Origin of the sequence: Providencia sp. PROV255, from assembly GCF_028478065.1 — a bacterium.
Classification (GTDB): Bacteria; Pseudomonadota; Gammaproteobacteria; order Enterobacterales; family Enterobacteriaceae; genus Providencia; species Providencia rettgeri.
Genome location: NZ_JAMPMI010000024.1, coordinates 49,801 through 76,735, shown reverse-complemented (window position 1 = coordinate 76,735; position 26,935 = coordinate 49,801). Strand labels below are relative to the sequence as shown.

Annotated in this window: 39 protein-coding genes and 1 pseudogene; 4 read left to right on the top strand and 36 right to left on the bottom strand. The window is 47.4% G+C overall.

What is annotated here, in order from left to right:
- Positions 1 to 24: 24 nt before the first annotated feature.
- From PR725_RS19255 to PR725_RS19235, 5 genes are all read right to left on the bottom strand, one after another.
- Complete coding sequence (locus PR725_RS19255) at positions 25 to 1,293, bottom strand: DNA polymerase III subunit beta (protein ID WP_272570103.1); 1,269 nt, start codon at positions 1,291 to 1,293, stop codon at positions 25 to 27.
- 148 nt (positions 1,294 to 1,441) lie between these two features.
- A complete protein-coding gene (locus PR725_RS19250) occupies positions 1,442 to 1,774 on the bottom strand; it encodes a hypothetical protein (RefSeq protein WP_272570102.1) in 333 nt (110 codons plus the stop codon).
- A complete protein-coding gene (locus tag PR725_RS19245) occupies positions 1,771 to 2,232 on the bottom strand; it encodes a hypothetical protein (RefSeq protein WP_272570101.1) in 462 nt (153 codons plus the stop codon). Before PR725_RS19245 ends, PR725_RS19250 begins: the two co-directional genes overlap by 4 nt.
- A gap of 55 nt (positions 2,233 to 2,287) precedes the next feature.
- Positions 2,288 to 2,803, bottom strand: coding sequence for a hypothetical protein (locus PR725_RS19240; protein ID WP_272570100.1), 516 nt, complete (start codon positions 2,801 to 2,803; stop codon positions 2,288 to 2,290).
- Positions 2,804 to 2,909: 106 nt separating this feature from the next.
- Positions 2,910 to 3,335 carry a hypothetical protein gene (locus tag PR725_RS19235; RefSeq protein ID WP_272570099.1) on the bottom strand — a complete coding sequence of 142 codons (426 nt, stop codon included), beginning with the start codon at positions 3,333 to 3,335 and terminating at the stop codon, positions 2,910 to 2,912.
- A 160-nt stretch (positions 3,336 to 3,495) separates the two neighbouring features.
- Between PR725_RS19235 and PR725_RS19230 the strand changes: the two genes are divergently transcribed.
- The 3 genes from PR725_RS19230 (at position 3,496) to PR725_RS19215 (ending at position 5,656) form a co-directional block, all read left to right on the top strand.
- Positions 3,496 to 3,795: a chromosome segregation protein ParM gene (locus PR725_RS19230; protein WP_272570098.1), complete on the top strand. Its 300-nt coding sequence runs from the start codon at positions 3,496 to 3,498 to the stop codon at positions 3,793 to 3,795.
- Between the two features lie 465 nt (positions 3,796 to 4,260).
- Entirely contained in the window at positions 4,261 to 4,626 is a 366-nt protein-coding gene (locus tag PR725_RS19220; protein ID WP_052272243.1) for an ArsR/SmtB family transcription factor, read from the top strand.
- A gap of 49 nt (positions 4,627 to 4,675) precedes the next feature.
- The gene (locus PR725_RS19215; RefSeq protein WP_272570096.1) at positions 4,676 to 5,656 is read left to right on the top strand and encodes an arsenic resistance protein; all 981 of its coding nucleotides are present in this window, start codon (positions 4,676 to 4,678) and stop codon (positions 5,654 to 5,656) included.
- A 119-nt stretch (positions 5,657 to 5,775) separates the two neighbouring features.
- Here PR725_RS19215 and PR725_RS19210 read toward each other — a convergent pair.
- The 25 genes and pseudogenes from PR725_RS19210 to PR725_RS19090 form a co-directional block, all read right to left on the bottom strand.
- A pseudogene (locus PR725_RS19210) lies at positions 5,776 to 6,379 on the bottom strand (tyrosine-type recombinase/integrase).
- 198 nt (positions 6,380 to 6,577) lie between these two features.
- The gene (locus tag PR725_RS19205; RefSeq protein ID WP_223844718.1) at positions 6,578 to 7,780 is read right to left on the bottom strand and encodes a hypothetical protein; all 1,203 of its coding nucleotides are present in this window, start codon (positions 7,778 to 7,780) and stop codon (positions 6,578 to 6,580) included.
- A gap of 395 nt (positions 7,781 to 8,175) precedes the next feature.
- The gene (locus tag PR725_RS19200; protein WP_272570095.1) at positions 8,176 to 8,316 is read right to left on the bottom strand and encodes a hypothetical protein; all 141 of its coding nucleotides are present in this window, start codon (positions 8,314 to 8,316) and stop codon (positions 8,176 to 8,178) included.
- A gap of 216 nt (positions 8,317 to 8,532) precedes the next feature.
- On the bottom strand, positions 8,533 to 9,222 hold the full coding sequence (locus PR725_RS19195; RefSeq protein WP_272570094.1) for a hypothetical protein: 690 nt from the start codon (positions 9,220 to 9,222) through the stop codon (positions 8,533 to 8,535).
- A 264-nt stretch (positions 9,223 to 9,486) separates the two neighbouring features.
- A complete protein-coding gene (locus PR725_RS19190; RefSeq protein WP_272570092.1) occupies positions 9,487 to 9,837 on the bottom strand; it encodes a hypothetical protein in 351 nt (116 codons plus the stop codon).
- Between the two features lie 67 nt (positions 9,838 to 9,904).
- Entirely contained in the window at positions 9,905 to 10,414 is a 510-nt protein-coding gene (ssb, locus tag PR725_RS19185; protein WP_442959442.1) for a single-stranded DNA-binding protein, read from the bottom strand.
- 251 nt (positions 10,415 to 10,665) lie between these two features.
- On the bottom strand, positions 10,666 to 11,097 hold the full coding sequence (locus PR725_RS19180; RefSeq protein WP_272570091.1) for a hypothetical protein: 432 nt from the start codon (positions 11,095 to 11,097) through the stop codon (positions 10,666 to 10,668).
- Positions 11,098 to 11,106: 9 nt separating this feature from the next.
- A complete protein-coding gene (locus PR725_RS19175; RefSeq protein WP_272570090.1) occupies positions 11,107 to 11,391 on the bottom strand; it encodes a hypothetical protein in 285 nt (94 codons plus the stop codon).
- Between the two features lie 111 nt (positions 11,392 to 11,502).
- On the bottom strand, positions 11,503 to 12,423 hold the full coding sequence (locus tag PR725_RS19170) for an SPFH domain-containing protein (protein ID WP_272570088.1): 921 nt from the start codon (positions 12,421 to 12,423) through the stop codon (positions 11,503 to 11,505).
- A 23-nt stretch (positions 12,424 to 12,446) separates the two neighbouring features.
- Positions 12,447 to 12,743: an NfeD family protein gene (locus PR725_RS19165; RefSeq protein ID WP_272570087.1), complete on the bottom strand. Its 297-nt coding sequence runs from the start codon at positions 12,741 to 12,743 to the stop codon at positions 12,447 to 12,449.
- 156 nt (positions 12,744 to 12,899) lie between these two features.
- Complete coding sequence (locus PR725_RS19160; RefSeq protein ID WP_272570086.1) at positions 12,900 to 13,040, bottom strand: hypothetical protein; 141 nt, start codon at positions 13,038 to 13,040, stop codon at positions 12,900 to 12,902.
- A 334-nt stretch (positions 13,041 to 13,374) separates the two neighbouring features.
- The gene (locus tag PR725_RS19155; protein ID WP_272570085.1) at positions 13,375 to 14,280 is read right to left on the bottom strand and encodes a hypothetical protein; all 906 of its coding nucleotides are present in this window, start codon (positions 14,278 to 14,280) and stop codon (positions 13,375 to 13,377) included.
- The gene (locus tag PR725_RS19150; protein ID WP_272570084.1) at positions 14,277 to 14,804 is read right to left on the bottom strand and encodes a hypothetical protein; all 528 of its coding nucleotides are present in this window, start codon (positions 14,802 to 14,804) and stop codon (positions 14,277 to 14,279) included. Before PR725_RS19150 ends, PR725_RS19155 begins: the two co-directional genes overlap by 4 nt.
- 1 nt (position 14,805) lies before the next feature.
- Positions 14,806 to 15,441, bottom strand: a complete 636-nt coding sequence (locus tag PR725_RS19145) for a hypothetical protein (protein WP_272570083.1) — start codon at positions 15,439 to 15,441, stop codon at positions 14,806 to 14,808.
- Positions 15,438 to 16,028: a hypothetical protein gene (locus PR725_RS19140; RefSeq protein ID WP_272570082.1), complete on the bottom strand. Its 591-nt coding sequence runs from the start codon at positions 16,026 to 16,028 to the stop codon at positions 15,438 to 15,440. Before PR725_RS19140 ends, PR725_RS19145 begins: the two co-directional genes overlap by 4 nt.
- Positions 16,029 to 16,189: 161 nt before the next feature.
- Complete coding sequence (locus PR725_RS19135) at positions 16,190 to 16,741, bottom strand: hypothetical protein (protein ID WP_272570081.1); 552 nt, start codon at positions 16,739 to 16,741, stop codon at positions 16,190 to 16,192.
- Positions 16,742 to 16,886: 145 nt separating this feature from the next.
- On the bottom strand, positions 16,887 to 17,492 hold the full coding sequence (locus tag PR725_RS19130; RefSeq protein WP_272570080.1) for a DUF2913 family protein: 606 nt from the start codon (positions 17,490 to 17,492) through the stop codon (positions 16,887 to 16,889).
- Positions 17,485 to 18,141: a hypothetical protein gene (locus PR725_RS19125; protein WP_272570079.1), complete on the bottom strand. Its 657-nt coding sequence runs from the start codon at positions 18,139 to 18,141 to the stop codon at positions 17,485 to 17,487. The genes PR725_RS19130 and PR725_RS19125 overlap by 8 nt, the downstream gene beginning before the upstream one ends.
- Positions 18,142 to 18,161: 20 nt before the next feature.
- On the bottom strand, positions 18,162 to 18,752 hold the full coding sequence (locus PR725_RS19120) for a hypothetical protein (RefSeq protein ID WP_272570078.1): 591 nt from the start codon (positions 18,750 to 18,752) through the stop codon (positions 18,162 to 18,164).
- Positions 18,753 to 18,824: 72 nt separating this feature from the next.
- On the bottom strand, positions 18,825 to 19,355 hold the full coding sequence (locus tag PR725_RS19115) for a hypothetical protein (RefSeq protein WP_272570077.1): 531 nt from the start codon (positions 19,353 to 19,355) through the stop codon (positions 18,825 to 18,827).
- A gap of 14 nt (positions 19,356 to 19,369) precedes the next feature.
- A complete protein-coding gene (locus tag PR725_RS19110; protein ID WP_272570076.1) occupies positions 19,370 to 20,074 on the bottom strand; it encodes a hypothetical protein in 705 nt (234 codons plus the stop codon).
- A gap of 28 nt (positions 20,075 to 20,102) precedes the next feature.
- Positions 20,103 to 20,492, bottom strand: a complete 390-nt coding sequence (locus tag PR725_RS19105; RefSeq protein ID WP_272570075.1) for a hypothetical protein — start codon at positions 20,490 to 20,492, stop codon at positions 20,103 to 20,105.
- Positions 20,493 to 20,571: 79 nt separating this feature from the next.
- Entirely contained in the window at positions 20,572 to 20,907 is a 336-nt protein-coding gene (locus PR725_RS19100) for a PerC family transcriptional regulator (RefSeq protein WP_272570074.1), read from the bottom strand.
- Positions 20,908 to 21,096: 189 nt separating this feature from the next.
- A complete protein-coding gene (locus PR725_RS19095) occupies positions 21,097 to 22,164 on the bottom strand; it encodes a hypothetical protein (protein ID WP_272570073.1) in 1,068 nt (355 codons plus the stop codon).
- Positions 22,165 to 22,262: 98 nt separating this feature from the next.
- Complete coding sequence (locus tag PR725_RS19090; protein WP_272570072.1) at positions 22,263 to 22,814, bottom strand: recombinase family protein; 552 nt, start codon at positions 22,812 to 22,814, stop codon at positions 22,263 to 22,265.
- 326 nt (positions 22,815 to 23,140) lie between these two features.
- Between PR725_RS19090 and PR725_RS19085 the strand changes: the two genes are divergently transcribed.
- Positions 23,141 to 24,226 (top strand): hypothetical protein, encoded by a 1,086-nt coding sequence (locus PR725_RS19085; RefSeq protein WP_272570071.1) that lies wholly within the window; start codon positions 23,141 to 23,143, stop codon positions 24,224 to 24,226.
- Positions 24,227 to 24,323: 97 nt separating this feature from the next.
- Here the strand turns inward: PR725_RS19085 and PR725_RS19080 are convergent, their stop codons facing one another.
- The 6 genes from PR725_RS19080 to PR725_RS19055 all read right to left on the bottom strand — a co-directional run bounded on the left by PR725_RS19080 (position 24,324) and on the right by PR725_RS19055 (position 26,766).
- Complete coding sequence (locus tag PR725_RS19080; RefSeq protein ID WP_272570070.1) at positions 24,324 to 24,725, bottom strand: hypothetical protein; 402 nt, start codon at positions 24,723 to 24,725, stop codon at positions 24,324 to 24,326.
- A gap of 148 nt (positions 24,726 to 24,873) precedes the next feature.
- Positions 24,874 to 25,164, bottom strand: coding sequence for a hypothetical protein (locus PR725_RS19075; RefSeq protein WP_272570069.1), 291 nt, complete (start codon positions 25,162 to 25,164; stop codon positions 24,874 to 24,876).
- Positions 25,157 to 25,684, bottom strand: coding sequence for a DNA-binding protein (locus PR725_RS19070; RefSeq protein WP_272570068.1), 528 nt, complete (start codon positions 25,682 to 25,684; stop codon positions 25,157 to 25,159). Before PR725_RS19070 ends, PR725_RS19075 begins: the two co-directional genes overlap by 8 nt.
- A 43-nt stretch (positions 25,685 to 25,727) precedes the next feature.
- Positions 25,728 to 25,940: a hypothetical protein gene (locus PR725_RS19065; protein WP_272570067.1), complete on the bottom strand. Its 213-nt coding sequence runs from the start codon at positions 25,938 to 25,940 to the stop codon at positions 25,728 to 25,730.
- Between the two features lie 225 nt (positions 25,941 to 26,165).
- On the bottom strand, positions 26,166 to 26,480 hold the full coding sequence (locus PR725_RS19060; RefSeq protein ID WP_272570066.1) for a hypothetical protein: 315 nt from the start codon (positions 26,478 to 26,480) through the stop codon (positions 26,166 to 26,168).
- Between the two features lie 76 nt (positions 26,481 to 26,556).
- The gene (locus tag PR725_RS19055) at positions 26,557 to 26,766 is read right to left on the bottom strand and encodes a hypothetical protein (protein ID WP_272570065.1); all 210 of its coding nucleotides are present in this window, start codon (positions 26,764 to 26,766) and stop codon (positions 26,557 to 26,559) included.
- Positions 26,767 to 26,935 lie beyond the last annotated feature (169 nt).

The following is a 26,935-nucleotide window of genomic DNA, read 5'->3' as shown; positions in this document are numbered from 1 at the left end:
CAAAACAGACGGTTACGGTGTTTTTTAGAATCTGACGGGCATGATGATGTCGCAGCAGTCTTCGCCGAAGCCGATTTCCAACCCGGTTACCGTGTCCTTGAGGGCGAAAGTGATGTCAGTTTCTTCACCTGAATGTGAGATCAGACTGTTCAGCGAGCGCAGCAGGTATTCGCAGTTCAAACCGATTTCAATTTTGTCTTCCTGCTCTCCGGCCACCTTTTCAATTTCCAGCACTTCCTTGCACTCGATCAGGTTCTGGTTAGGGGACTTAATCATCAGCGCGTTGTTTTTGAAAATGAATAGGCCGGTACTGTTCGCATTTTTATTGACTGCGCCTGCATTGATGAGCGGCAGTGCGCGGCTTAATGCTTCGCGAAGCACCAATGCATTAATGCTGAACTTCTCAGTGTTGTGCTTAACAACACCTGCAACACGACGCCAATCGGGATAGTGGCCGTCTATCAGATTGGAAACCACGGTGACATCACCCAGGTTAAAGGTCAGGTAGCTTTCGCTGTAGTCCATACGGAAGCTGCCTTTGTTTGCGGCCAGCAACTTCATGAGGATAGGACATACCTCGATAGGCAGAATAATCCCGGATGAGGTACCAGACAGTGATGCAGGCGCTACGGGTGCCGTAATGTCTTCCTGAGGCTCATCCGTAAACAGGACGTCTTCGGTCATTACAGACATACGGTGCCCATCGGTCGCGACGGCGTTGAAGGCATTTTTGTCCAGGCTCAGGTAGACGCCATTCATATAATGACGCACGTCATTTTTGCCAGCAGAGTGCATGACGCGTTGCAAGGTTCGATGCAGCATGTTGGCCGGGAAGGTGATGCTGTATTTGGCTGTCAGGTCGGACTCATCCACCACCGGGATGGCATCCATGCACAGCGGGATGTTGTAGGCGTTTTTACCGGTACGAATGATGAGGCGATTACGCTCTTGGTCGCATCGCACATTCACGGTTTCTTCAGCTTTCATATTACGGAACAAGGTGCTGATATGAGTGGCAGGTACAGAAGCCACCATATCACCGTTGGCTTTCTGGACAACACCACGGGAGATCACCTGCCCGGTATTGTAGTCAACGCCGAGCGCGCTCAGGTTGTCCCCCACCAGCGTTAGGGTCAGCATTTCCAATACTTTGAACTGTACGTTACCGCGCTTAATGATCATGCATGGTGCATCAATGATGCGCAGCATGTCATTGGCAGAGATGTCGAAACCAGGCAGATCTTTAAAGGTACGCTTCTTCGGTGCCGCTTGCTGATTCAGAGTAGTGGTCATGTCGTGTCCCTAAAGTTGAGTAAGTAGTCATAATTAGACTAACCCGACCCAAACCGGTGACGAATAGCAAAACAGCGAAATATTTAGGATAAGTCATTTCTTATCGGGCAATGAAATATATGGGGTCATTTGACCCCATTGCTTGCTGTCAACGCAGACAATCCGCCACAGAAAAATAACCGAGACGTCGCATCATGTCGTATATTTGGCGGGCTTTACCGTCAGGGCCTTCGTGCTTACCCAATTTGTAGATCAGCACACGCATTCCCATCAGCACACTTTCCGTGTCGGGTTCACCTTTGACCAGGGGCTTATCGGTACTCTCCGGCCAGGTTCCTTGCTGCGCAAAATGCTGTATATCCCCAGCCAGCAATTCTGGGTGCTGCAACATCAAATTGCAGGTTGTAACTGCAAACTGCGTTGCTTCAGCTTCGCTAACACCCAATGTGATAGCCAGCTCGGCCACAGCGTCAACGGTCATGGTGCTTTTCCTTCCCATATCTCAGGGTTACCCCCAAGTGTCAGTACCAACGCCTTGAGCCTTTCCGTTTCGGCATCCACTTCCAGCCGCTCAGCTCGAAGGCGTTCGTTTTCAGCGGTCAGCTGCTCATTGGCCCCACGTTCAGAGTTGACTTCATCTTGAAGGCGCTTGAGTTCAGCTGGACCGTCACCGTCTTGCTTGGCTTTTTCACGGTAGTAAATCAGCTGCTTGCCGAACGAGACGTTCAGTTGTTGAAGGGCATTGAACTGGCGCAACAAACCTTGATAGTCAGGAGCCGGGGAATAGCTGCCTTTGTAATCCCCGGACAGGTTTGCCAGCGTTGAGATCAGCTGTGTGATGAGCTCAGAGGGTGCAGTGACTTTTCGCAGATTGTCAGCACTGATCCCTTTTTCTTTCAGCGTCTCTCTCGTTTGGTTCAAAATCGATTTCAGATTCATGATGTATCACTCCGGTAGCTGATGTTGAATTAAAGGGCACTCACTAATGCACAGATTAGTCAGTCCAGGGTTTGCCCACGGCGTTCAATGCGGCGATAACGGTTTGACGATAGGCCGCAATAGCACCGGCCACCTGAGCGGTATAGACCCGGCCTGAAGATAAATTGACGGGCTGATTGATGTGCTCCACCAGGCGATCCAGCGCCGCAATCAGGTGCGTGACATTTTCATAGCCAAAATCACTGTCTGCCCGGTCATACAGGGCGATGACGGCATGGTGATGTTCGCCATGCTCTTCGAAGTGCTCGCGAAATTCGTCAGCCAGTGCGCGCATCGTGGCGATAGCGGAATGCGTTTCGGGTGTCAGCAATTGCGATGCCGGTTGTTTCAGGCGGGCATGGTGGCAGCGGACCCAGGCATTCCACTCGATGTTTAGGTCAATACGTTCCCCGTCGTCCTCGACATAACCTGCCGCGATATGTTCTGCCGCGTCAGCGTGGTTGATGTTAAGGCGCGACTGTAGATCTTGCTGGAACAACTGCCGCAGGTTCAATAAGCATGGGTCTTTCATTGTGTGTCCTTATGGATGATTTCATGTAGCGTAACGTGGGTGATGCTGCCCACGAAATTTTGGCAAAGAAAACCCGCTGGTTTAGCGGGTTGAAGGACAGACTGGTTTACTGAGGGCCGGTAAAGGTATTTTCAATAACCTTTTGGCTGCGTTCGACCCAATCACTGCTGTTTTCACAGTTCACGTTAGCTTCGAATACCTGGCGTGCTGAGGTGTACATGGGGCTGTTGTAGCCTCCACGGTTAGCCAGCATGACGCGGATGCCGTTGAGGTAGGGATAAATCGGGTCCTGCAAGATGGTCTGATCCAAATCACCGGCTTGCTGGCAATACTGGGTGCGCATCTTGATAATGTCCTGAGCGACCTGCAAGCACTCAGGGCAACTGGCTTTGTATGATTGGAACTCTGCCAAAGACTTTCCGGCAATAGGTCGGCCACTGGCATTGGTGGGGATTTCAGCAAAGGCACTGGTCATGCACAATGCGGCAATGGCTCCAGCCAATAATGGTACGCTACGGATACGTTTAAACATGTTTTTCACCTTGTTAATGTTCACCCCGACGGGTAGCTCGATCCTACTACGGACGGAATTTCTACTCGCCCGAAAAGGCCAACAAAACGAGGACTAAAAACGATGACATGCAACCAGGCTATAGGTAGCTTATTCATATCGCATATGAATAGGCTTAAGCATGGAAAACATCATCCACCACCGGAATTCATCGTTACAACAAGATGTACTGTTCGTTTTGCTTAAAATCAGGGCACGAAACAGGAATCCCATTCCGTTCACGGCCATCTTCACGATCTTAAACAAAGGTCGCTCCCGTGAGATAGAGCGCCCTAATTTGCGCATTTCATGTCGCACGCTGGTGGAGCGCAAGCTGTTGCTCAAATACCGTGACCCGCGCACGCTGAAAGTCGCCTACACGCTAAGCGAAACTGGAATTGAATTGGCTGAGAACATCTGCAAAGGGCGTGAGTATGAGTAAAGAAAACCAGCACAAGCATGCCGGATATTAATCCGGCTGTATCTTCTCGAACTAAAGCTTATAGGTTTTGTAGATAGTGCAGAATCAACTTTTGTAGTCCGCTGTGAGCGAGGAGCGGACGCTGCCCGACAGACCTGATGTGCAACTGAACCGGGTACTTAGATACAGGCGCAGCACGTTTACCACCACGAGCAGACTTGCATCCACGTCCGCGAATACGGCCATTCATATGGGGCCATTCCGGTAATTTTCAGGACCAGAAGCACTGCCTTGCCCCGGTTGTCAAAGCGATGTTCTGAACCAGAACGCTATAAGTATGTCTGGAAAGCCGGACAAAGGCAGCGATTTTGCCTAAGTCATCCTCCATTACGGCCACTTAGGCAGTCTCAATGGCCGTAACCGCTGGTAAAAATATTCGAAATAAAATATTCTTCATTTCACATATTCATGAAATGAAGAATTGTAATGGAGCAAACCAGAGCACTTATAGCTTTCTCAGCGCTGGCACATGAATCTCGACTCAGAATAGTGAGAATGCTTGTTGTGGCGGGAGCAGATGGTATGTCCGCAGGCGACATTGCTGCTGCCCTTGACGCCTCATCCCCCTCTAGGGTGTCTTTTCATCTTAAAGAGCTTGAGCACGCCGGACTTATCGCCAGCCGCCGCGAAGGCAAATCGATTATTTACAGCGCCTGCTGGGCGAGCCTGGCCGATTTAGTGGCTTTCCTGATGCATGACTGCTGTCAGGGGCATTGCCGCTATTGCGATCAGGCCATCGAATTATTCTCTAAATGTACAGGTATGCCAACAGGGTCTGAAAACAATGCCTGAACATCGCTTTTTACAGTCACATGAAACCAAAATAAAAGGATTTTAACCTATGCAAACAGTAAATAAAGCAGCAGCGATTAGGGACTGGCTGGAACATGGTCAGGTTGCCATTTACTTCTTCGCTGTGGCAGCCGGATGCTTTTCGGCATTTATTCTGTCAGGCACAACCTCTCTGGAAAGTGCTATTAATCCCGCGCTTGCTCTGATGCTCTATGTTACTTTTCTACAGGTTCCTGTGGCTGAACTTGGAACTGCGTTCACGAGAGTGCGTTTCATTCTGCCTCTTTTGCTGACTAATTTCTTGTTGGTACCGCTTCTTGTTGCTGTGCTGGTCAGTTTTCTTCCGAATAATCCGATGCTTATCCTCGGCGTGCTTTTGGTCCTGCTTACCCCCTGTATTGATTACGTAGTGACGTTTTCGCAGCTTGGCCGTGCGGATGCCCGTCTTTTACTGGCTTCTACACCGGTATTGCTTATCGTGCAGATCCTGTTGCTTCCGGTCTATCTGCGTTTATTTCTTGGAGAAAATGCATCCGAACTGGTGCAACCCGCGCCGTTTATTCATGCATTTATCTGGCTTATTGCTGTTCCCCTGCTGCTTGCTGCGTTAACACAGTTTGTGGCCCGGAAAAGCCATTTATCACAAAAGATATCCGAGGGCCTTGGTCTGCTGCCCGTTCCGGCAACTGCAGCAGTTCTTTTCATCGTTGTAGCCGCCATGCTGCCGCAGCTGGGACAGGCATGGGCTGTTGCTGTACAGGCGGTGCCTGTCTATGTGGCTTTTGCTGCGCTAGCGCCGTTATGCGGATGGGGTATGGCTAAGATTTTTCGTCTGGAATCAAAAGCCGGGAGAGCAATAGCTTTTAGCGGTGCAACACGGAACTCACTGGTGATACTACCGCTTGCTCTGGCGGTGCCTGGAGCCGTGCCAGTCCTGCCCGCGGTCATTGTCGCCCAGACCATGGTTGAATTGCTTAGCGAATTAATATATGTACGTTTGATTCCAAAGCTAGGGCGTAAAGACCCCTAAAAGAATCTGGACTGAATAAGTTTACCTGAACATTCTCTGTTCTTATGACTGAGCCTTTTCGAAAGGCTCAGTCATAACGTCCGCTTCTGGCACAGGGCTGATAAACAGCCCTGATAGATTTATACTTCAATTGACTCAGAAATCTCCAATGCATCATCGACTTCAATGCCAAGGTAACGAACCGTGCTTTCCAGTTTTTTATGTCCTAGTAATAACTGAATTACACGAAGATTCTTTGTTTTCTGGTAGATCAGGTATGGCTTAGTTCTGCGCATAGAATGCGTGCTGTACAACGAATTATCAAGGCCTAGCTTTTCAATCCAACCATGAAAAATACGGTTGTATTGTCTGGTAGAGATATGTTGAGCAGAACCTACTCGGGATTGGAAAATATAGTCTGCACTATGCAAGTGAGCTATTCTTATCCATGCAGCAACTGAATCTCTAGTTCCTTTAGTCAGCTCAAATTGGACAGGACTACCAGTCTTTTGTTGTAACACTGTTGCTCTGCTGGAGACTGAACTGCCATATGCAACATCTGATACCTTCAATTTAACGAGATCACAGCCTCGAAGTTTACTATCCAAGGCTAAATTAAACAAAGCTAAGTCGCGAATTTTCCCTTCTAATTCCAGTCTAATACGGATATCCCCAGATATGAGATATTTTAAGCGGTCGTTTTTGCCCAATGATACGATTTTTATTCCACGGTGACTTAGACATAATTAAATCTCCTATGATGTAGAGATTTAATTATGGCTGTTATCCCGAAAGAGAGAACATCGGACATCGGCTTGTTATCCGGAATGGCAATTGTTTTATAAACCTGCAGAATAGAACTCTGTCAAAAGCAACAAGAAAACTCCGCAGGCGCAAAACCTGATTAGGGAAATTATCCGCTACCGGAGTTATACCAAATTGCTACACGTCTTTTTTCAGGATCAGGACAATGTAGTAGAGTGTAGCCTTGATGAGATGATTCAGGCTGTGAACTTCACGGAATAGCAGCAGAGTTTTGCGCAGAAACTCCATAAAAGTAATATCTTCCGACTTAGTACGTTCCATACCTTCTTTAGCAGGGTAATAGGTAATGACTTGCGTTGATTCTTTATATTCGTATTTATAGTGTGCAATACCGTTCCTGAGCCTATTATCGATGGCTGTTATATTAATTGTATAAAAGCAATCGTCGATATACTGAATTTTCTGGCCTAAATCCACATCAGCAAATTTATTCAGAGAGGATAATTCTTTACGAAATTCGTTCTTCTTGTTCAACTTTAATGTCGCTTCAAATTCATTGTGATCACCTCGTTTTAGTAAATTATTCAGGCCTGCAAGAAGCGTTAACTGACGGGCGAAAACCTCTGCCAAGTCTTTGTAGTAATTATTGCATGTGTCAAAGTAAGCCGTTGATACGCGAGCGGGAACTGGTCGGTATTTCTCTACCTCAATGTAATCATAAAAGAGGGCTGGTCGTAATGGTAATTCAAGTTCAATAAGGCGTGGGTATAAGCCAAGACAATCAAAATGTAGGTTTTTTAGAAATTTATTATTAATAATTTCCTCAACAAAGCTGATGACGTTCTTTTTATGCTTCCCATGAAGATGTTGATATAAAAGGGTAAAACCTTTGGACAATTCTTCGTTTTGCTCATGGATTGTAAAAGGCGATGACATAATCGATGTTGCTGTGTACAAGGATGCTAAAACGTCTTCTTTTTTATGACTTCTCAGCTTTTCCATAGGTAACTTCGCACACACTTTTTCAAAGTTATTTATATTACCTTTTTTGTATTGAGTAATAACTCTCTCTAACTCCCTTTGCAATGGATAGAGGCGATTCAACATATCAAGGCGTTGAGCTAAATGACCAAATTCATTTCTACCAATTTCACTCATTGCACGAAAAAAAGTCGTCATTCCCTGCGTGTACTTACAAAAATAAACAGGGAAATCAAGGTGTAACTCAACGAAATGATTCTCACCTGTGAATGGTGCTTCAAAATCAATTATATCTGATGCGCCCGTGAGATCGTCTTTCTCAGAGCCGATTGTAAAAGTGATGCGTTCTTCACACTCTGGGCAGGCAAACTGAAAAGGCTGAATGTCCCTGTTAGACATCCCAATTCTGCAATCAATTAACGTTTCACAGGTATCACATTTAAAACATTTGCATATATTCATGTTTTTCCGTTGAAGTTAAATTTTCATCTTAATAAGTATATATTTTGGTTCATATTCTTCAGATACAAAAATTACAGCTATAGCCCCTGCATGGCCCAACTTCTCTCGAACAGGTAGATGACATTAGGTTAACCGATAATCATGCAAAACGCGATATATGCAGGCTCCTGGGGAAACTAGGTGGAATAGACTTCTATCGAGTGCTCACTGTTGGATCAAAGTACAATCGCAACTTCCGCTTCTGGCACCAAGCTGCCAATTAGAACGAGCATAACATGACATCCCGTATTACCTGGGAACATCCGTGTTAATGTAAATTATCCCTAAAGAAGTTATCCCAAGTAACGACGGCTAATGGAAATAACACTACGGCGGCGAACTAGAGGGGTAGTAGCTTGCGGGGTAATTACTCGGTCTTCAGGACCGGCTTGATCCTTTACGCGATCACCCTTCCCTATCAGTGCCCGACGCATGTGCCTGTCCATTTGGTCGCGCGGCCAGCCGAATGCAAACTCACGCTCACCAATACGGCCGGTTTGTGGCCCAGCGACGATATCGCGGACCCGTTGCTTCAGTATCTGGCCGCGAAGGCCATATCCGGACAGCTTCCGGCGTAGCTTTTTAATCGTCATTGAGTGCGTAGACTGTCCGTTTTTCACGTTGTTTCTCCACCAATTGAGCCCTGAAGGCTAGTTGATGCGTTGGCCTGGCGTTGGGGCTGGGCTGTCCGCACGCTGCGAGGCTTTGATAATCGCTATGGATTGCTCAATCCCGCTCACATCTTGCCCCTTATTGGCAAGGCGATGTTTTTGCTCATTTAGCGCCATGATGGCATTTTCTACACCTGCACTGAATACGTCATCCTTCACCTTTTCCGTGGTGATCACGCCATTCGTGACGGCTTCAAACCCGTTTACGATTTCGTTCAGTGCTAACGCACCTTCCGGCTCAAATTGCTGGTAGTTATGCAGATCAATAAACGGTAGCAGGTTATCCAGCAGGCCGCGCAGCGCATAGAACATTGTCAGCAGATACAAGTTGTCGTTTTCAATCGTACTGTTATCGGCGATTTTTTTTGCCAACGTTTCTTGGGCTTTGGCGTTGAACTGAGCTGCCCAAGTCTCACTCACGCAAGCCAGGAATCGCTCCCCTTCCTTCTGGGTTGCTTCTAAACTCGGGACACCGAAAGAGCTTGGTAGTGTGTCACGCCAAGGGATCCGTTGCTCACCGAGGTAAATACCTTCCGAAGTCGATTTTAGGTGGGTCAAGTAGCTAAACACCGCCATTAAATGGGTGTTTTCAGACAAAAGGGTATGCTCATGATGTTGAGCGCTCATCGCGAGTTCGTTTAAGGCTTTAGTAATTTTGGGATCAATCATGCTGATTTTCCATATCTGCGGGATGCGTATGCACCGGCGCGCGACCATGACGCATGTGGTACAGGGTATCGCGGTGATGCTTGGCATCCATCTTGTTATTGTTTTTGTTTCCCCAGGAGAACGAAGAAATTAATTTTTTGAAGAACGCTTTCAATTTTGGCCTCTCTGATTTACGGCAGAATTTATTTCTTAATCAGTGATATCTGCGAGTTAAAAGTGGTAACACAAGAATGTTACCACTGGTTTTACCGCTGTCGAAATGCCTTATTTCGGCAGTAACCCACACTCCCCGGCAATGGTCAGTACGTCACCGTTGCGGATCACAACGCCAATGTTACGGATATGCTCAACCTTCCCCGCTGCGCATTCACTGGCCTGCACCAATTGAGTGACTAACTGGGTGGAGGCAATGGTGGCCTTATCCAGAGCGGTTTCGGGAGTGTTCAGGAAGAACACATAAAATGTCGCTACAGCACCCAGCATGACCATCATCAAGCTACGAAACAGTAATGACACGACGGCGAAACCCACTACCGCGATCCCTGCGTAACTGAACGCCTGGCCGATACTGCCGTTATTGAGAATGGCATTCAGTGATGCCTGTATTTCGTTCATGTCAGACTCCGAGAGATAGAAACATTAATGCAGCCACGAAGGCTGCATAACGGAACGATAGTGGGTGTTAGAAAGGTGGATCGTCGGAATTTGGCGCACCCCAACCGCCTTGACTGTGCTGTTGCGTATTTTGTTGCGGAGCACCCCATCCGCCTTGCTGGCCGCTGGGCGCATTATTCGGCTGATTGTTGGCCTGACGGGAACTTTGCTGCCCGCTGTTTGGTGCCGAACCGAGCATCTGCATGGTGCCACCGGAGGCTGGATTGACCACGATTTCAGTTGTGTAGCGTTCCACGCCGCCTTGGTCTTGCCATTTACGCGTGGAGAGTTGCCCTTCGATATAGATTTGCGAGCCTTTGTGCAGGTATTCACCGACAACGTCGGCTAATTTGCCAAAGAAGACAACGCGGTGCCACTCTGTTTTTTCACGTTGCTCACCTGTTTGCTTGTCACGCCAGGTTTCAGACGTTGCGATGGAAATAGTGGCAACGGAGCCACCGTTTGGCATTGCACGGACTTCGGGATCTTGCCCGAGATTTCCGACAATGATGACTTTGTTCACGCCACGTTGCGCCATACGACTATCCTTCTGATATTGATGGTTGATTGACTTACCACCTTTATTTTACGGATGTGCGTCAGATGACAAACCTTTAAGGGGGACAAAACGGGGGGCTTTTTCCAAAAACATTCTCAGGGAATGGCATCCAAAAAAAAGCCCGGAAACCGGGCATGGTGATTCGTTATGTCTAACGAGTTAAAACACCTTTTTTATAATTAAACGTGGCGCAGGCACACTTTATTGCATTCCCTGGTGAGGCGCAACCGTTATGCGAGTTGAGATGCCAATTCAGTCGCATGTTTTTCAGCAATATCGGGAATGTCGATGGCCGAAATAAGTGCGTGCTTCGAACCGTCAGCTTTCACGCCATACACAACCCATTGCAGTGCATCGCCTGGTGCTGCAACCAGTTCATCGATATCACCGCTGGCTGGAAGCTCAATGATTTCGTTACCGACACCTTCCGCACCGTAAGCGATGCGAATAAAGCCGTGATCCGTTCCCAACGGCAATTCGTTGAGGACAAATTCACGCAGCGTCGTAAGTTCTTTCTCGACGGTTTGCGTTGCCAGGGTATGCAGGTTTGGGATGCGGCTTAAGATCTCCGCCGCACTGGCGGTATCGCGGGTCGTGGACATCAGAATATTAGCCGCCCAAAGAGCGCCAGCGTTGAATTCAGTAGAGGTCAGAGTAGTCATTTTGGTTCCTTATCTTTTTTGTCGCTTGAAGCTTTCGCTTCCGTATTGTTTGAAATATTCAGTGAAGCCTTTATCGCTTTCACGCGTTGCTGATTCAGCGGCCGCTGTTGCTTTGCGCATGTCTCGCTCGGCGACTTTTTTGCTCAGCTGCATATACCGGGTCATGTTGTCAGCACTGGGATCCGTAACCACCTCTTCATAGGCAGCTTGATAGCGTTCATCCAACGATAACCCGAACGTTGCTGAACATCCTGCCAGAAAAAATGCGAGAGGTAAAATGATTAATTTATTCATATGGTTACGCCATTTTCAGAGCCGGAGTCTGGATTTCGTTTTGACTAATTTTGAGAGCCAGACTCGGGTTTTCGTTTTATAAAAGGCCACCGGAATGATGGCCGATTGCGATTATTTGGACACGGCCGAACCGACAGACATCAGGGAACCGGCATTGATGAGACCGCCAACGCTTTGCGCCAGATCGGCAGGCATCGCCACCACTTTCGCGTTATGGCTGGTTGCCAGTTCAGAGAGCGTCTGGATATAGTTGTTCGCCAACTGGAAGCTCATAGCCTCACGCCCTCCTTCAACGGTAAGCGCTTCAGCCAGCTTGGACGAGGCTTTGAATTGCCCATTTGCCAGCGTTTCCAGCGCCGTCGCTTCGCGGATAGCTGACTCTTGTTTGGCTTCTGCATCCAGGATCATGGCTTCTTTTTTGCCCTGCGCCTCCATGATGGCTGCATTTTTATTACCGGCAGCGAGCTCTTCAGTTGCCTTACGTTCACGCACCGCAGCGGCCTGTTTTTCCATCGACTTCAGCATTGAGTCGGACGGCGTAATGTCCTGAATATCGACAGTACGCAGGCTCAGGCCCCAATCCACCATTTGCACGTCCATGCTTTGGCGTAAACGCGCGGCCAGTTCATCGCGGTTGGTCAGCGTCTCATCGAGCTCCATCCCGCCAACGGCGTTACGGATCGTGGTCATAACCAGGTTGCGCACGGCAGTGTTGAAATTATCTACCCCGTAGGCGGCTTTCTTCGGATCAGCGACGCGAATAAAACAAATCGCATTAACCTGCGTCATGGCGTTGTCTTTCGTGATGGCTTCAATGCCCTTCACTTCGATCATTTGGTCTTTCGCCGACATGCGGTAGGCGATGTTGTCCAAAAACGGGATCAGGATGTTCAGACCGGGATTTAACGTCGTATGGTATTTACCCAGGCGTTCGACCACCCACTGATCAGCCTGAGGCACGATGCGTACACACTGGTACAGCGTGATAGCGAGAAACACAACAACAACAGCAAGACCGATAAGTCCAATCATGTTTTTTTCCTATTCAATCAACGTTATTCCGCAGTCACTGCGGCGACTAAAACAACACCACTACCAATACTCACAATCCTGACGCGAGCGTCGCGTGGTAGTACCTCTTGCGATATACACGGCCACTGCTGGTTACCTTGAACCGGCTTAGACAGTAAAATCACACTTTCCCCACCAGCTGGTAAAGCAAACGCCAGTTGGCCCACTTCACCGATCAATGGCTCTTCCACGTAACGCGTCGGTTTGTTACGCGAGAGTTTCACCCAGAGAATTGCGCAGCACACTGTAGCGATGCACCAGATGCCGATCTGCCACGACAAACTTATGCCAGGAGCCACCAGCACGACGGCCGCAGGGATGATTGCCGCGATAGCCATCCATAACCCGAAAAATGTCGAGGTGAATAGCTCAACAATGCCGAACAACGCGCCCAGCCCAATCCAAATCCAAACCACCGTAACCCCCTTGATAAGCACCTAACCGACCATAAAAACATAAGCAGCCAACTTGTAGGCCCCTGTGCCGGATAGCAACGCAATTAAACCGCAGAGAACCGACCATTCTTTTTCACGCTTGTGCATGACAACGCCATCTGCCCGGCTGCACAAGTAAGGCATGAGTGACAGACCGAAAAATGCCAGACAGGTAATGGACAGCAGTGCCGCAATGAACGTAAACAAGTAAGCAACCTCTCAGACGAACGGACGAAGAATACAAAAAATACGCCGGACGCTCAGCATTAAACGTCCGCAGAATGCGGGCAAAAAAAGTAGCAGGCAACGATACCCAAATCTGCAACGATCCAAGGGATGTAAGCCCAGGAACGATAGCTGTCGGGAAAAATACCAATCCAACTGAATTGCACCAGTAGCGTGATAATCGTGAGCAACCAAAATTTCATGAGATGCCTCATTGTTAGTCTCAGTTCGTGTGCATTGAGTTAACCACAGGTCATTCGGCTGACGAAGCTTTCAACACTTTTTTGGTCACGCCTTCGAGGAATTTCCAGCGATGACCTCGCCCTTCATAGCCATAGGCTTCACAGTCATAACCCTGACACTGCAATGACGAAGCAATCCCACTGATTGCACTGCTCCGGCTCGCCCAGTGATAACCGCCGTTGACATTAAGCCAGTCAACAATTTCAGCAATATGCCGCTGTTTTCCGTCCGCCATCAACGCTTCAATGCGGATCATGGTGCGCTTCCAGTCGGTCATGAATTGCCCCGTCCCTGTTGTACCGGCCACGGCAATTCGCATGTCTTCGTGAAGCTGAGCCCGCAAGACTTTCCCTTGGTGACGTGACCCAGGCACCAGGCGAGGTTCAAGGTGAACCCTGAGGGAGTAATGGGCTTCACTGACTTTTTCGGTGGCACCGTCATAACGCAGTTTTCGTGAAGGGGACTTCTCAACTTCCAGCAAACCGATCCCCCACTGACGCATGAGTAGCAACGGAAAATCTCGGCGAGCAGAGGATTTTTTACAGGCGACATAAATGAGATGAGGCAGACCAACCTTGTCACTGCGGTACGGATAGAACCAGGACATAGCCTGTTCCAGCACCGGTAAGCCGATCGCTTTTTTGCATTCAATCACTTGCACCAGCGCACCTTTTGTGGCAACAAAATCAGGACGCTTGCCGTGATGTTTTAAATGCACTTCGGGATAGACCTCCCAATGCAGCCACTTCAGCCAAGCCTCGACGCACGCAGCAATTTCAGCCTCCGTCATGTCGTTGCTATCTGGCGAGGCGAACTCGGGCTGATGAGGCAGGTACGTGGTGAAGCTGCCTTCCACACCATCATGCGTGCCGAAACGCCGGTTGTGTTGGATCATATGGTCAGCATAGTGACTCATTGCGCATTCGCCTCCTGATCTGCCGCAAACATCATGGATAACACTATCGTGACCTGAGTGACTGTGCGGTGGCTAAACGCCATAATATAAGCCTGCGCAGCGGCACGAGCGGTATCGTCCTCGACCAGAGCAACTGTGGTGAAGGCTTCGGTATGGCTGGTGGGATATACCCGGTCAGCCCACCAGTTTAACGCGCGATTGAACAGGACGATGAATGCCGTGAACAGCGTCCAGAGCGTGGCGAACGCAATCAGGCATAACATCATGCACGAGAGAAACAGCGCAGCCAGCGAGTGCCAGCTGCCTACATCCGTGGTGATGAGCCGAACAATAAACCCGACCGCACTGGCCCAGAGCGCCACAGACAGTAACGCACGTTTCCGGTATTGCCGCTTCGCCCCATTGCGCGCCATCATGACTTTGAACCACAACATGAAGAGCGCCAGATAGGCTTTCTGCGCAAACGTGGCACAAGCCCAGTGAGGCCGCACGCTTTTGTCCAGGTAGAGATTGGCGTATTTCATCTTATCGTTGGCTCCAGTCGTGCTTCAGGGCAGAGATGGTTGGACGCGGGGCTTTACCTACCCATTCGCAGCAGGAGAACCAGAAACGGTTAAATTTGTAGGGGATATGGGTGTAATAACGATCGCCATCATCCTCTTTGATTTTCTCCCCATTAATGACGGGTTGCTGGTGGCAGAACGGGCACGCCGCAGCACCATGCGCCATTTCTGGTGCTATAGGGAATTGTGTTGCACCTAACGATTCAGGATCGCCCGGCATGCGTTCACGCCATTGTGTGCTTTCCGGCAAGGTGATGAATTCATCGTCCAGCACGTATTCAAAGGTTGGCATCAAGACGTGATGTACACCGTGCTTACGCCAGCGCAACTGCGCCAGAAATTCAACGGTTTCCTCTGGTCGGGATTCCATCGGGACACGGAAGCGATACACGCCGGGGGTGGTGGGTAGCCCTTGCCCCCTGGTACCCACGGGATGCCAACGGTCGTTCACGACAGTCACCGGATGAGGGTTGGCGTCATCTGCCATTGGTGAAAATGAATGAGAGTCAAACATGATATTAAGCACTCCTTTCGTGAAGATCACTTTTCCGAGTTGAATATAATCGCGTAGGCGCGCGCAGAATGAAGACAGCTTCATCGGTTCACCCGCCCTACAGTGGCAATGCCGTGCAAGATAAACTCGGGAGGGGATCCGTTTTCAATGCGATAGATGGATAAGAAGACAAACAGCGCAACCCAGACCGTCATGAGTGGCGAGAGCATGAACGGTAGTGCCGTCCAGGCGGTCAGCAGGAGCAGACTTAACGACGCCCCTGCCACAATGAAAATTTGATAAAGCACCAATTTAACGTTGGCAACCATGCGCAAAAGCGCATTTTTGCGAAAGGTCGCGTTATGGCGGAAGTTGCGAAACTCAATCCACATCAACCCGATCCAGAATACATACGGGCACAGGCTGGCAACGGCGTTAATTAGCAACATATCCCGCAGCGACATCATCATCGATACTCGGTTGGTCTCTGTATGAAACTGGCCTTCCGCAAGCAGCTGCACGGCGCGAATAAACCCGTTATCCGCAATGTTCAGCGAGAGGATAACGAGCGCGAAAATGCCAAAGCCAATGCGCAGTGCATTGCGTGACATCTCTGAGGTTTTCAGACCCCAGCCGATCGCGGATGTTGCCCCACAGATATAGCCGACACCCAGTAGTGATGACTGTGTCACCGAGGCTTCCTCAAACCCGGCCAGAGAGAACCAGCAGAGACAGAAAACGGCCATCACACCCAGGCAACAGAAAAGACTGCGTCGAGAGATAAGCGGATAACGCAGCGCGCATAACGCAATGTGCTGAAGCTCCGTAAACGGGAGAATGAACAAGCTCCGCATCACCCTACCCTCCGGGTTTCCAATACCAGGCGATTGCGGACCAGTGTGTACCGGTCCTGGAAAAGATGACTTTCTGCAATTCCACTGGCTTGGCGACCACAGAACCAGGCCACATCATGAACTTGCGCATAAGAGACGCGTTCTTGCTTGTTCAGCAGAGAAATGAGCTCACGCGTGACATCTTCTGGCGCACCACAGGCGACGAATCGAAGTAAGGCTGCGTGCGTGAACGGCGTTTCAATCGCGGAGATCTGGTAAAACAGCCCACCAGGGCAACGCGCCAATGCTGACATAGAGACCATCACGGCGGATGCAGCGCCTATTAGGGTTAACAATGGCATTGCGCCACCCGTAGCCATAAAACTGGTCCCAGCGCTGACCATCGCCATTCCTGTCATCAGTGCAGTCGTGCCTGCCAGATTACGCTTCATGGTGACACGTCGCATGCCCTCAAGCGAGATATGACCTGACTTCGCTTCCTGCTCAAGGAAACGAGAGAGCGACTCGCTGTACTCAGTGCCGGGTGTAATGTTGCCTCTAAATTTGGACATAGTGCCCCCTGTGCTTGTGTTGCTGACAGGTTAACCCTAGGGCACTGACTGACGAAATTAAAAGGCCAGCAGATTGCGGGCATTTTAAGGCAAAAAAAGAGCCTTTGATTGAGGCTCTTTCATGGGTTTGAGTCAGCGCTTACGGCTAATCAGCCAACGCTAACAGGTGATAAAATGGCTTTTGAGCCGATTCAGTATTGGATAGACCCCAGCAACAAGAAGTCAGTAGCGCTTCGACTTTATCCGTTCTTCCCGTTAACACCACTTCGACGGCGGAGGTTTGTGTTCCGTCGTTATTAAACCCGTGGTCTAAGGAGGCTTTTCGGATCCGCAGGTAGTCCGTGTTGGCATTCAATCGTGCGATGTCCATCTTCAGCCATTCCTCTTCCGTCAACAGAGAGTACGGCCAGCCCATTTGCGATAGTGTCCCTAAGATCGTTGTCAGTCGATACAAGTCGTTTTTAGCGGTCAGTTTGCCCGTTCCGCTGTCGTATAAGTATTGAAGCTTTTCCTTCAGCTTAGCATTCATGGGATGATTTTCCCCTTGACTGATAAGCCAGCGCAGATCAGGGGCAACATCTTTGGAAAAACGTTTTTGCCGCATAGCCAGTTTCAACCATTCAAAGAGAAAAAGATGCTCTTGCACATTGCCGTTTGCACGGCCATCTCTTTTGGCAATCCCCAATGCAGCCAGTGCGCACCAGGCAAGATTCGCGCTCATTTGGTTCAGGGTGGTGTTGGATTCACTCATGGATGCCTGCATTGCCTATTGTCTCGTTGCCCGTCTGATCGACTATCTTACCAGAAACCCTTGTGTTTTTCTTGTCGTCGCTTACCGATGACTTATCCGTTCCTGCAATGTAACTGGACGCATTCAAAAGTGCATTTTTCGCCTTCGCATTACGCGCTCGCAGGTCATCGGCTTTTACATCACGGTGCATTAATTGTCGTGCGCGCCGCAAATGCGTGACATCCATCGGAATAGCCGTTTCGATCAGGGTGTTGAGGTAGTCTATCGCTGGACGTTCATCGGCGGGAGGATAATTCATTTCACCGTATTCACGGCCCAGTGACGCATACATGCGCTGAATATCATCCACTGACATCATGGCATTGTACCGAGGGAGCCATCCGGAGAAAAACATCACCGTAACCGTTAACAGAATAGCTGAGAACCAAGCGGCATAGACCCCCAGCGCCATGAACTCGGTGAGCTGAGCGGATGGATGGGCTTCACTGCGATACAAAAATTGCATGACGACATACATAAGAAGAAAAACGAGAGCAATGGAATATAAGCAAGCAGCAGAATAACTTTCCATGAAATTGGTCAATTTCATTCTGGGGCAAGCGGCTTGTTTTTTCAGGTAAAGTTCAACATCAGTAGTGTCAAGGGTCATTGGATCCTCTTCCGGCAATGTTAGTGATCTCGGTGCTTTAACGAGGGTGTATCCTGCATCAGGCCCGTTTTTGCAATGCTGTCAGTCAGCGCATTAATGTTGTTTTCCGCCTTAAGGCGAGCGTCGTGATTGTCTTTTTCTCTTTTTGCCTGGAAAAGCATGGCATCCACAGTTCGGGTATGAACCGCGCTCATCGGCACGCCGGACATCACAACCGCATTGAGGTAGTCAACGGCGGGACGCTCGTCCTCTGGGCCATAGCCCAATTTGTCGTAGGCATCCTTAGACACCGTATAAAGCAATTCAATTTCACTGACTGTTAACAGAGCCTTGAACTTTGGAAAAGCCCCATAGAAGAACAGTCGAGTTAACAGCAGGATGCCACCACAACCCAGCGCGCAGTACCCCGCCAGATCCATTACACGGTTAAATTCTGAGTCGCCGTAACCGACCAGATGGGTGCATAAATAAGTAAAGCCATACAAGACCAAAAAAATTAACATTGGCGTTAGCACAGCTGACAAGAGGATATTATCAATAAACACTGTGACCTTCAGCATACGGCTACTACTCTGCCGTTGCAGGTACAGTTGAATGTCTGTCTTATCCATATTCATATGCTCTCAATGCGCGCTCCGCTCGCCCGTGTTAGACGGTCGGAGCGCAACGATTTTTAGGGACGTTTAGGCGGGCGTTTTGTTTTGTGCGATCACCGATTCGAATGTCTGACTCATGCTGTTCAGCTTGGAATCACGTTCATCCGCATCGACCAGTGCGTAAAATTTACGGCGGTGGCGATAATTCATCGGGATGCCTTCCTGGATAAGGGTATTGAGGTAATCAATACCCGATTTCTGTTTTGACTCTACATGGCCCGTCTCTTGATATTCAGTGAACGATTTGGAACATAGCTCTTCAATTTCGTCCACTTCCAGCAACGGGCACAGCCGTGGAAACACACACGAATAGTACAAATGTGCAAAGACCAGTAAGCAGACACCGCCCCCGGTAAAGAAGCACAACGGCATGAATAAGAGCTCTTCAACAATTTTTGGCATGATGATCAGGTGGAGCATAGCAAACATCAACGCCATGATGAGGAAGCCGATGAGCGGCGGTGTTAGGATGCAATCCATCAGACGTGTGAACTTCAGCAGTCCACAGGTGCTTTGACGTTGCAGGTACAATTTAATATCTGTCTGTTCAGTTTTCATATTGGCCTCTTAGGTTAACGATCGTTTGCTTTTTTCTGGACATCTTCACATTTTGGCGAAACCCCTTGCGAACACTGCTCTTGCGCACTCAGGACCCACCACCCATTTTCGACTTTATGCCTTGGGCTCAGCCCTTCATCATCCGGCCAACGCACAGCAACAACGAAGTTGTAATTGTTGATCCAGCGGACAGCTGTTTGACAGTACAAGGCATTTTGCAGCATTGACTTAATTCGATTGCTGATTTTCTTTGCCTCAGCGGGACTGCTCGTTGGGTTTACGTTGAAAATCAGTGCCGGATCCACCTGCATCATGCTCCAGGTGATAATATCTGCTTCAGAGACCCGCGCATGGCACTGCAAGAACTCATTATTTCGAATAGCAATGCGCGACACTGCACTTGGACGTACCGCATCGCTTTCCAAAAGCGTCAGTAGATTATCTCGGTACTGCATCTGATCAATTTGCTTCGACTGCAATGGCGAGTCCGGTTTTTCCAGAGTATGCGACCCGTGACCGGCGATTAAATATCCGGCATGGTGATTGTGCTGCGCTTTGTAAATCCACATTGGAAAACGGTGTTCAGCCGTCATGCTGGTGGCAACAATCAACGCCTGATCGTAATCAGGGAAAAATACTTTTTTGTGGGACCCAAATTGAATGGTTCGTGCGCCCGCTAACAGTGGCGAGCCGACAGAACGATGATAAGGTGCGGCCAAGAGAAGTCCTCCGAAACAACGTTGACAGTTAGAAAGTACACATCGAGACGTAGCCCGATTTCTCCGATACGTCTTCTGGCTTTTTATCCAACTTGACTTGGCGATCTTCATCGCGCATTAAATCGTACCGCAACACCTTGGTACCCAGAGATTTCGACATGTCCCGGCAATGGATAAGGATGTGAACACGGTTCGGTGGCAGGTGCGGGAAGCGCTGCAAAAGGATTTTCGTGAAGACCACAAACGACATTTCGTTGGTGTCAAACCCATACAGGTCTTCCAGGATGATGTAAGTGTGGTTTTTGTTTCCCAGCTTACCCGGCTCAGGGCACAGCTTGACACGAAAATGAATGGCCTCGCAGGACCATTCACGGTGCGGCAGCGCCATGAGTACGAAGTCTTTTAATAAAGTGGACATAGAACCTCTCTGGTTATGTTGGTTGCGCCCTTGGGCGATAAAAAAATTTTACGGCCAGTGATTCCGGTGACGAAATAAATCAGATCTGTTCCAGGCAAGAGTTGCCTTTCCCACAGAGGCGCACATAAGCAGCATCGACATTGCGATGGATTGACGTTATTTCGTTGTGAATGTTGCTGAGTTCGATCCGCCTGGCGTGATAGGCGTTGGAGAGTTCGATGCAACGAAAACGTTGTGCCGCGATGTACTCGGCATGACTGGGATTTTCCTGCATTGCAACGCCCCACTGCCTGGCTGCACGTAAGTACAAGTGTTTTGCCTCAAGCTCAAGTGCGATTTTGACTGCATCAACCTCGGGCAAATACTGTTTACCCAGGCGGTCAACGATATTCGATAGAACCTTCCTGCGAGCCATCAGACCAACTCCTACGGATAGTTGAAATATTGTACGGAACAGGAAGGATGGTACGATCGGTTGGGAGGTTGACGAAGGGAAAAGCAGGACAAAACGAGCGCCTTTAAAGCACGCATCGTTTTAGAATGTTTTGAACGAAGCTGACATCAGTGCAGCACTCTAAGAAATATGAACAAATACTTTATTTTTCTAGATCTTATCGATTTTTAAGTTTAATTTATTATATTCAAAAATTTTGCAACCCTCATTAGCTTTAGCGATGTTGTATAGGTTTTTCGGTGACGGCGGGGTGCCTCTAAACCACTTATCCGCAAACGCATTAATTATTTCTTCATCAATACGTTTATTTTTCTTTTCTTCTTCATTTTTCGCATTATCACCTTTTGTATCCATTATCATTTTTATAATCTGAGGTGGGTAACTTGAACATATTTGTCTTTTGTCTTTGCTGTTGTTAGATTTAGGTTTGTATTTAAAAAGGCACACATACCATGTAAGGACGGTTATTAAAAAGAAGAGAAGACTAAATGTACGAAATATTATACAATTCCCGCCAAAAAGATAAGAAATCAAAAAATTTATTGACGCCACAATAGCAAGTGTCATGGACCCCAATTGAATAATACCAAGTGAGTGGTATTTGAATTTTTTGATACACTTTACTTTTTTTCTTTTTGATAGTTTTTGCCATTTTTCAGTAGAAGAACCTAGGTACTCCTCCTGTTTTTTTGATAACGCACTTTCTTTGTCAATAGGTATTCCCAGCCTTTTTTTTTCTTCTTTAGTTAGTTTTTTCCAGAGGGAAGAAGAAAAACCCAATCTTGCATGAAAGTCTGCTTTTATTTTTTCTTTTGCGTAATTTAGATCTTCTATATCGGAGAAATACTTGTTTATTTCCCCCAATCTTATCAAGACAATAGAATTAAAATTTTCATTTTCGAGCTTATCTCTAAGCTTTTGGTAGGTTAAGGGTTGACCACTTCCTGCATATTCATACAAATACTTTGACTCATTACTCGTTGTTTGTTCGTTTCCACTTGAGGCATCATTTTTAATGTCAGGCGGAGCATCCATGACCAAAGCAGCATGATTAAAACCACTCAAGGTACCAGCCTTTATGACACGAGAAGTAAAGGAATTTTTATTATTACCGAATAATATTATGTCTAAAGCTTCGGCTTGTTTGTAAATATCATCAATAATATCTTTAGTTTTATATACTTCTGTAGAATGAACCTCTATAAATATCTTATTCATAACTATTCTTACTCGCATTTCAAGGTGAAATAGATTAATTAATCCATCGTAAATGATAAATGGGAAGATGTGTTAAACTCTCATTTTACCAACGTAAATCACGTTTCTTCATTGAAAATCTTATAAACAGTAGAGCGAGCTATTTTCATTTCTTTTGCTATTTCGGTACCGCCCCACCCACTTTGCTTTAACTCTATAACCCTATGTCGATCAACGGAACGTTTGCGTCCAAATTTGACCCCTTTAAGCAAAGCTTCCTGCCTACCCTCATTTGTCCGCTCAAGGATTCGCTGTCTTTCTGCCTCAGCCACAGCTGATAAAATGGTCACAACCATTTTGCCCATTGACCCTTCGGTGCTTATGCCATCGTCCAAAAATCGAACAGCAACACCCATTGAGTCGAATTCTTTTATTAGCTGAATCATGTCTGCTGTATCACGGCCAAGGCGGTCTAATTTTTTCACGAGGATAATATCACCTGACTCAACTTTAATTTTGAGTAACTGTAATCCTTCGCGATTAATATGACTTCCCGATTCTTTATCGGTAAATAAACGGTGCTTTGCCACCCCTGCATCAATTAACGCTTTTTTCTGAATGTCAAGCGATTGTTGGCTGGTGGACACCCTGGCATACCCAAATAGGCGCAAAATGTGTCTCCTAAATCGTTATCGGACAAGAAGTGCCTATTAATTAAAAATATCGACTTAATAGACACTATTTTGATATTAATTTCAAGTGTCCGATATATTATAAAATATCAGACAATAATTGTTCGATGATAGTTTGGTACAGAAAGGTATAATTACATAACAGTTTAGTTATTTCTCTCATTTCACTCTTGACAGTTAAGTGGGGAGTCAGAATCTCCTACTATCACTTCCTGATAATTGACGATAGAATTGCTAATATGCATATATTAGTAATTACAGGCTAGATTGGGTAAATTAAAACCATTAATACAGAGAGTATCAGCATGAAAGGATTAGGGGATATTTCTGAAGTAGAAAAACTCAAGGTTTTTAAAGCGATAAGTGTAGGCTGCAAAGATAATGCCGAGTTACGTGAGTATATATCACTGTTTTGCGATGAAGATAAGGTTGATGAATACTTAAGAAGAACGCAAGGTTATTTTAACGAGGATGAGTTCACGGTTATTTGCTATTTATTAAATACCTGCAAGCGTATTACCCCTCTAAGCCAAACCCCTCTACCTAGACACGAAAAAGGAACTCCAGACTACTTAGTTACCTTCAAGACTAAATATGGTGATCTCTCTTGCTTTATTGAAGTTAAATCAACGACTAACCATCAAACATCAGCGCTTTCATATAACGCTATTGAAAGAATTAACAATTACGGCAAAGACTATGGCCTGCCTGTTCTTTTTGCATCACGAATAATTATTGGAGATTGCGGGGTTTGGGTTCTTCAGACTTATAAGGAATTTCTTGAAAATAAAAGATGCGCAAAAATAAGCTTACAACCAAAAGTTATTGGTAATGCTTTGATGAATGATCGCCTTGTCTCTGTGATCACTGAATTTAAAATGGAATTAACATTTAAAGAAAATGCAACTCAACCTGACGGTGGCCCATATTATGAAGAATACGGATATCTTACAGGAATGAATATTACGGCAGATGGAGTAACAATTTCGTTTGATGATGTATTACTGCTGGATATAATTTTTTCAAGTTTTGCAAAAGTAGAGCATGTAGTAAAAACATCATTTGGATTTAAAGTTCATAAAAAAGCTAAATTTGGCACTTCATTGCCTTTGTCGTGTTTGTTGTTACATCTTAATACAGTGCTTAGTGATAAAGATAATGTTAAATCATTTGCTAACCAATCAAGACTAATAGCTCAAATAGAACACAATAATGGACTTGTTTTTGAACAAAAGTTATTTGACAATTTACTAAGCGCTATCAGAGGTTCATTCCCACCGGATAATAGAGTGGAGATTTTTGGTTTCATAAGAATAGGCGATAACGAGCAAATCGCAAAATCTAACCGTAAGATAAAAAGCGAAATAAATAGACAAAAAAAAATAAACTAAATACAAGCAATTTTTAGGGTTGAAATCATCGGAAACTAGTGAGTTGCTTGATGTATTGATTTTTATAGGTGACTGGATCGGGTCACCTATAAAATACTCATTTCTCTCTATACAAAATAAAGTAGCACTTCTGAATACGCATGCTGTTGTTGATGTAACCGCAGAGTCCTTCTCTACCTTTAGCATCGCGGCCGATCCATAATCCAGCCAGGCGCTTGTCTGGCTTCTCGGATAGCACATAGACCTTGTTATTGAAACGTTCAACACTGGCTTTCTGAATACCGTCCGGCACGGTGAACTCCCCCAGGTGCGCATAGCTGTTCAGCCGCAGGACGGTAACACTTCCCTTTTCACCTGGCTGCGCAGTTTCGTTCGGTTGTGCTGCCGACCGCTCGCCTTTGTCCGCGTAAACAGAATTTGGGTCGAATTGTGGTGCTGCCATTGAGTTACCAGCCAGCAGACCCAGCGCACCCACCAGCGCAAGAACATTGAGTTTCATAGTGTGCCCTCGAAATGATATGCCTCATACCGCATGAGGCGCTCTGAACGATGAGACCGCGCGCCCCCACGGCACGCGAACGTTCAGTTATGTAGCCCCTATGATTCAGGAGTAAAAGGTCTTTTTCAAGGTGTAGACAAGGAAAGGGTTACGAATTGAGGACGAAAAAGGTCATTCCGGCGCATGCGATGAATACCGTCATCAGTAAAACGCCGCCGTACTTATATATAGAAGAAAGGATACCGAAGATAGCAAGACCGATCAGCGGAAAGAGAACTAACCCTGGCTGCAAACCGAAGTAGTACCATGCAATACCGGGAGCCATCAAATCAGGCCTGTAAATCGTTATGAGCGCATAGCCAAAGAGAACGCTGCCGACCAGCAAGCAGATCAGCAGCGTATAATGGAAAAATCGAAAGTACAGACCGCCGCTACGCATTAGTTTTCGGCTCGTAGTCTCCTGGCTCGATGGCAATGACTTCGTTGAGCTCCGGGCTGTACCGGACAAATTCATTATCATGCAGATATTCAACGTGGCGTTTTGTCTTGCTGTTCGAAAAGCCAAGTTCGTGAGCCAGTCGATTGATAGAGGGGCCAACACCATTTCGTGCAGTGAGTCTCTTAATCGACTTAACGAGCGCCTTGCGATCTTCAGTCAGGTAGACTTTCGTTGCCAGTGCATCATAGCCCTGGCCGAGCGCGATGCGCAGCGTTCGGGCGGTTCCCTTCTCATCAATGACCAGGCGACCTTGCTCATGCAGCTGCTTCATGCGCCGCGCGACCAGCCCCTTCGAGTAGCCTAAGGCCTTACCAATCTGGTCATACGTTGGTGGCGCGCTATGCTCATCAATGCACGTCACGATAAAGGCAAACAAACGCTCCAGATACACTGAAGGTGCCTTCTGTTTTGCAGGTTCTTGCTCGCTACCAGGCGAGATATCAGTGTGTTGAGCGGTCATAGGGTGATCCTGGCTTCCGTGATGAATTGATTCATCGCCTTACTTACGGTCGTAGCGGAACAACTGTCGCGCTGACCTCAGTGACCGGCGTTTTACCTTGCAAGCGAGCACGCGTTTCAGACAGTGACGTCAACACCTCTTCCAGTAACTGAACGTCCATATCAGCGGTTGCTGCATCAATGGCTTGACCAATGCGCTCGCCTACAGCATTGAGCTCTTGGACTACTGACTGAATGATGTCGCTATTGTTCACCATGATATCACCTATTCGTTATGTTTACTGTCAAATTCCTGTACCATTTTCTGGCCCAGATCTGTGACGGCATAATGACAACTTCCGGTGTGGGTCATCAGGCCACGCGTGACAAGAGAGTCCAGCACTATCCGGCTTCGACTCAGGGTGTGAATCGTAAGCGGACAGCCCGGCCACCACCTCCCACCCTGGATGCGCTCAACGTTAACCAGAATATGGTGCTGATGTTTACCCAACGGTAGCGGCATGACCACCTCTTTTCATTGCGGCACGGCGAGCCACGATGCGGGCATGGGCCTCTGCTTTCGGGTCGGTACACAACTGGATTGCCAACAACAGCTGGTGGCGCTCAGTTCGTTCATCATTGGTCATGAAATTGAGAGCTGTAAAACCAACAGGAATTGTGCCGTGGATACGATAACTCTCGTCCAGGCGCGCCTGAGAAATACGGCTCAACATATCGAAACGTGCTTCAACGGCTTTTCGACCCAAATGATTGAAGAGTGCAATTGCCTGTATTTCCGATTGTGGTGCTTGACTCATATTCGTATGCCTATCTGTTTTATTTACACTTTAATTATCAGTCACACCGATCCGCTGACAAAGTGAAACGGCGAAATTAATCGCCCCAGTGAGACAGCTCATCGTCAATGATGTAGTCCGCGTCGTCCTGGTCGAAGTTTTCCTCATCATCAATATGTTCAAGCGATGCGCCCGCCCATTCACGGCACTGTGCCTTTCGGTCATCTTCACTATCGAACTCCCAGGATACGGAACGGGATAGCCAGGCGTTGTACAGAAATTCGAGATTTTTTTCTTTGGTGCCCATGATTTTCTTCTCCGATAAGCATTGCGCCCGATAGAACCAGGCTAAAAATGTGCAGTACCAGTTAAGCATGCGCCTTAGAGATGACGAAATTCCATACAACACAAATAAGGAACATTGAGAGTAGCGAACAACAATGGCTTTATTATTAACAATTAGATTAATTGCTATT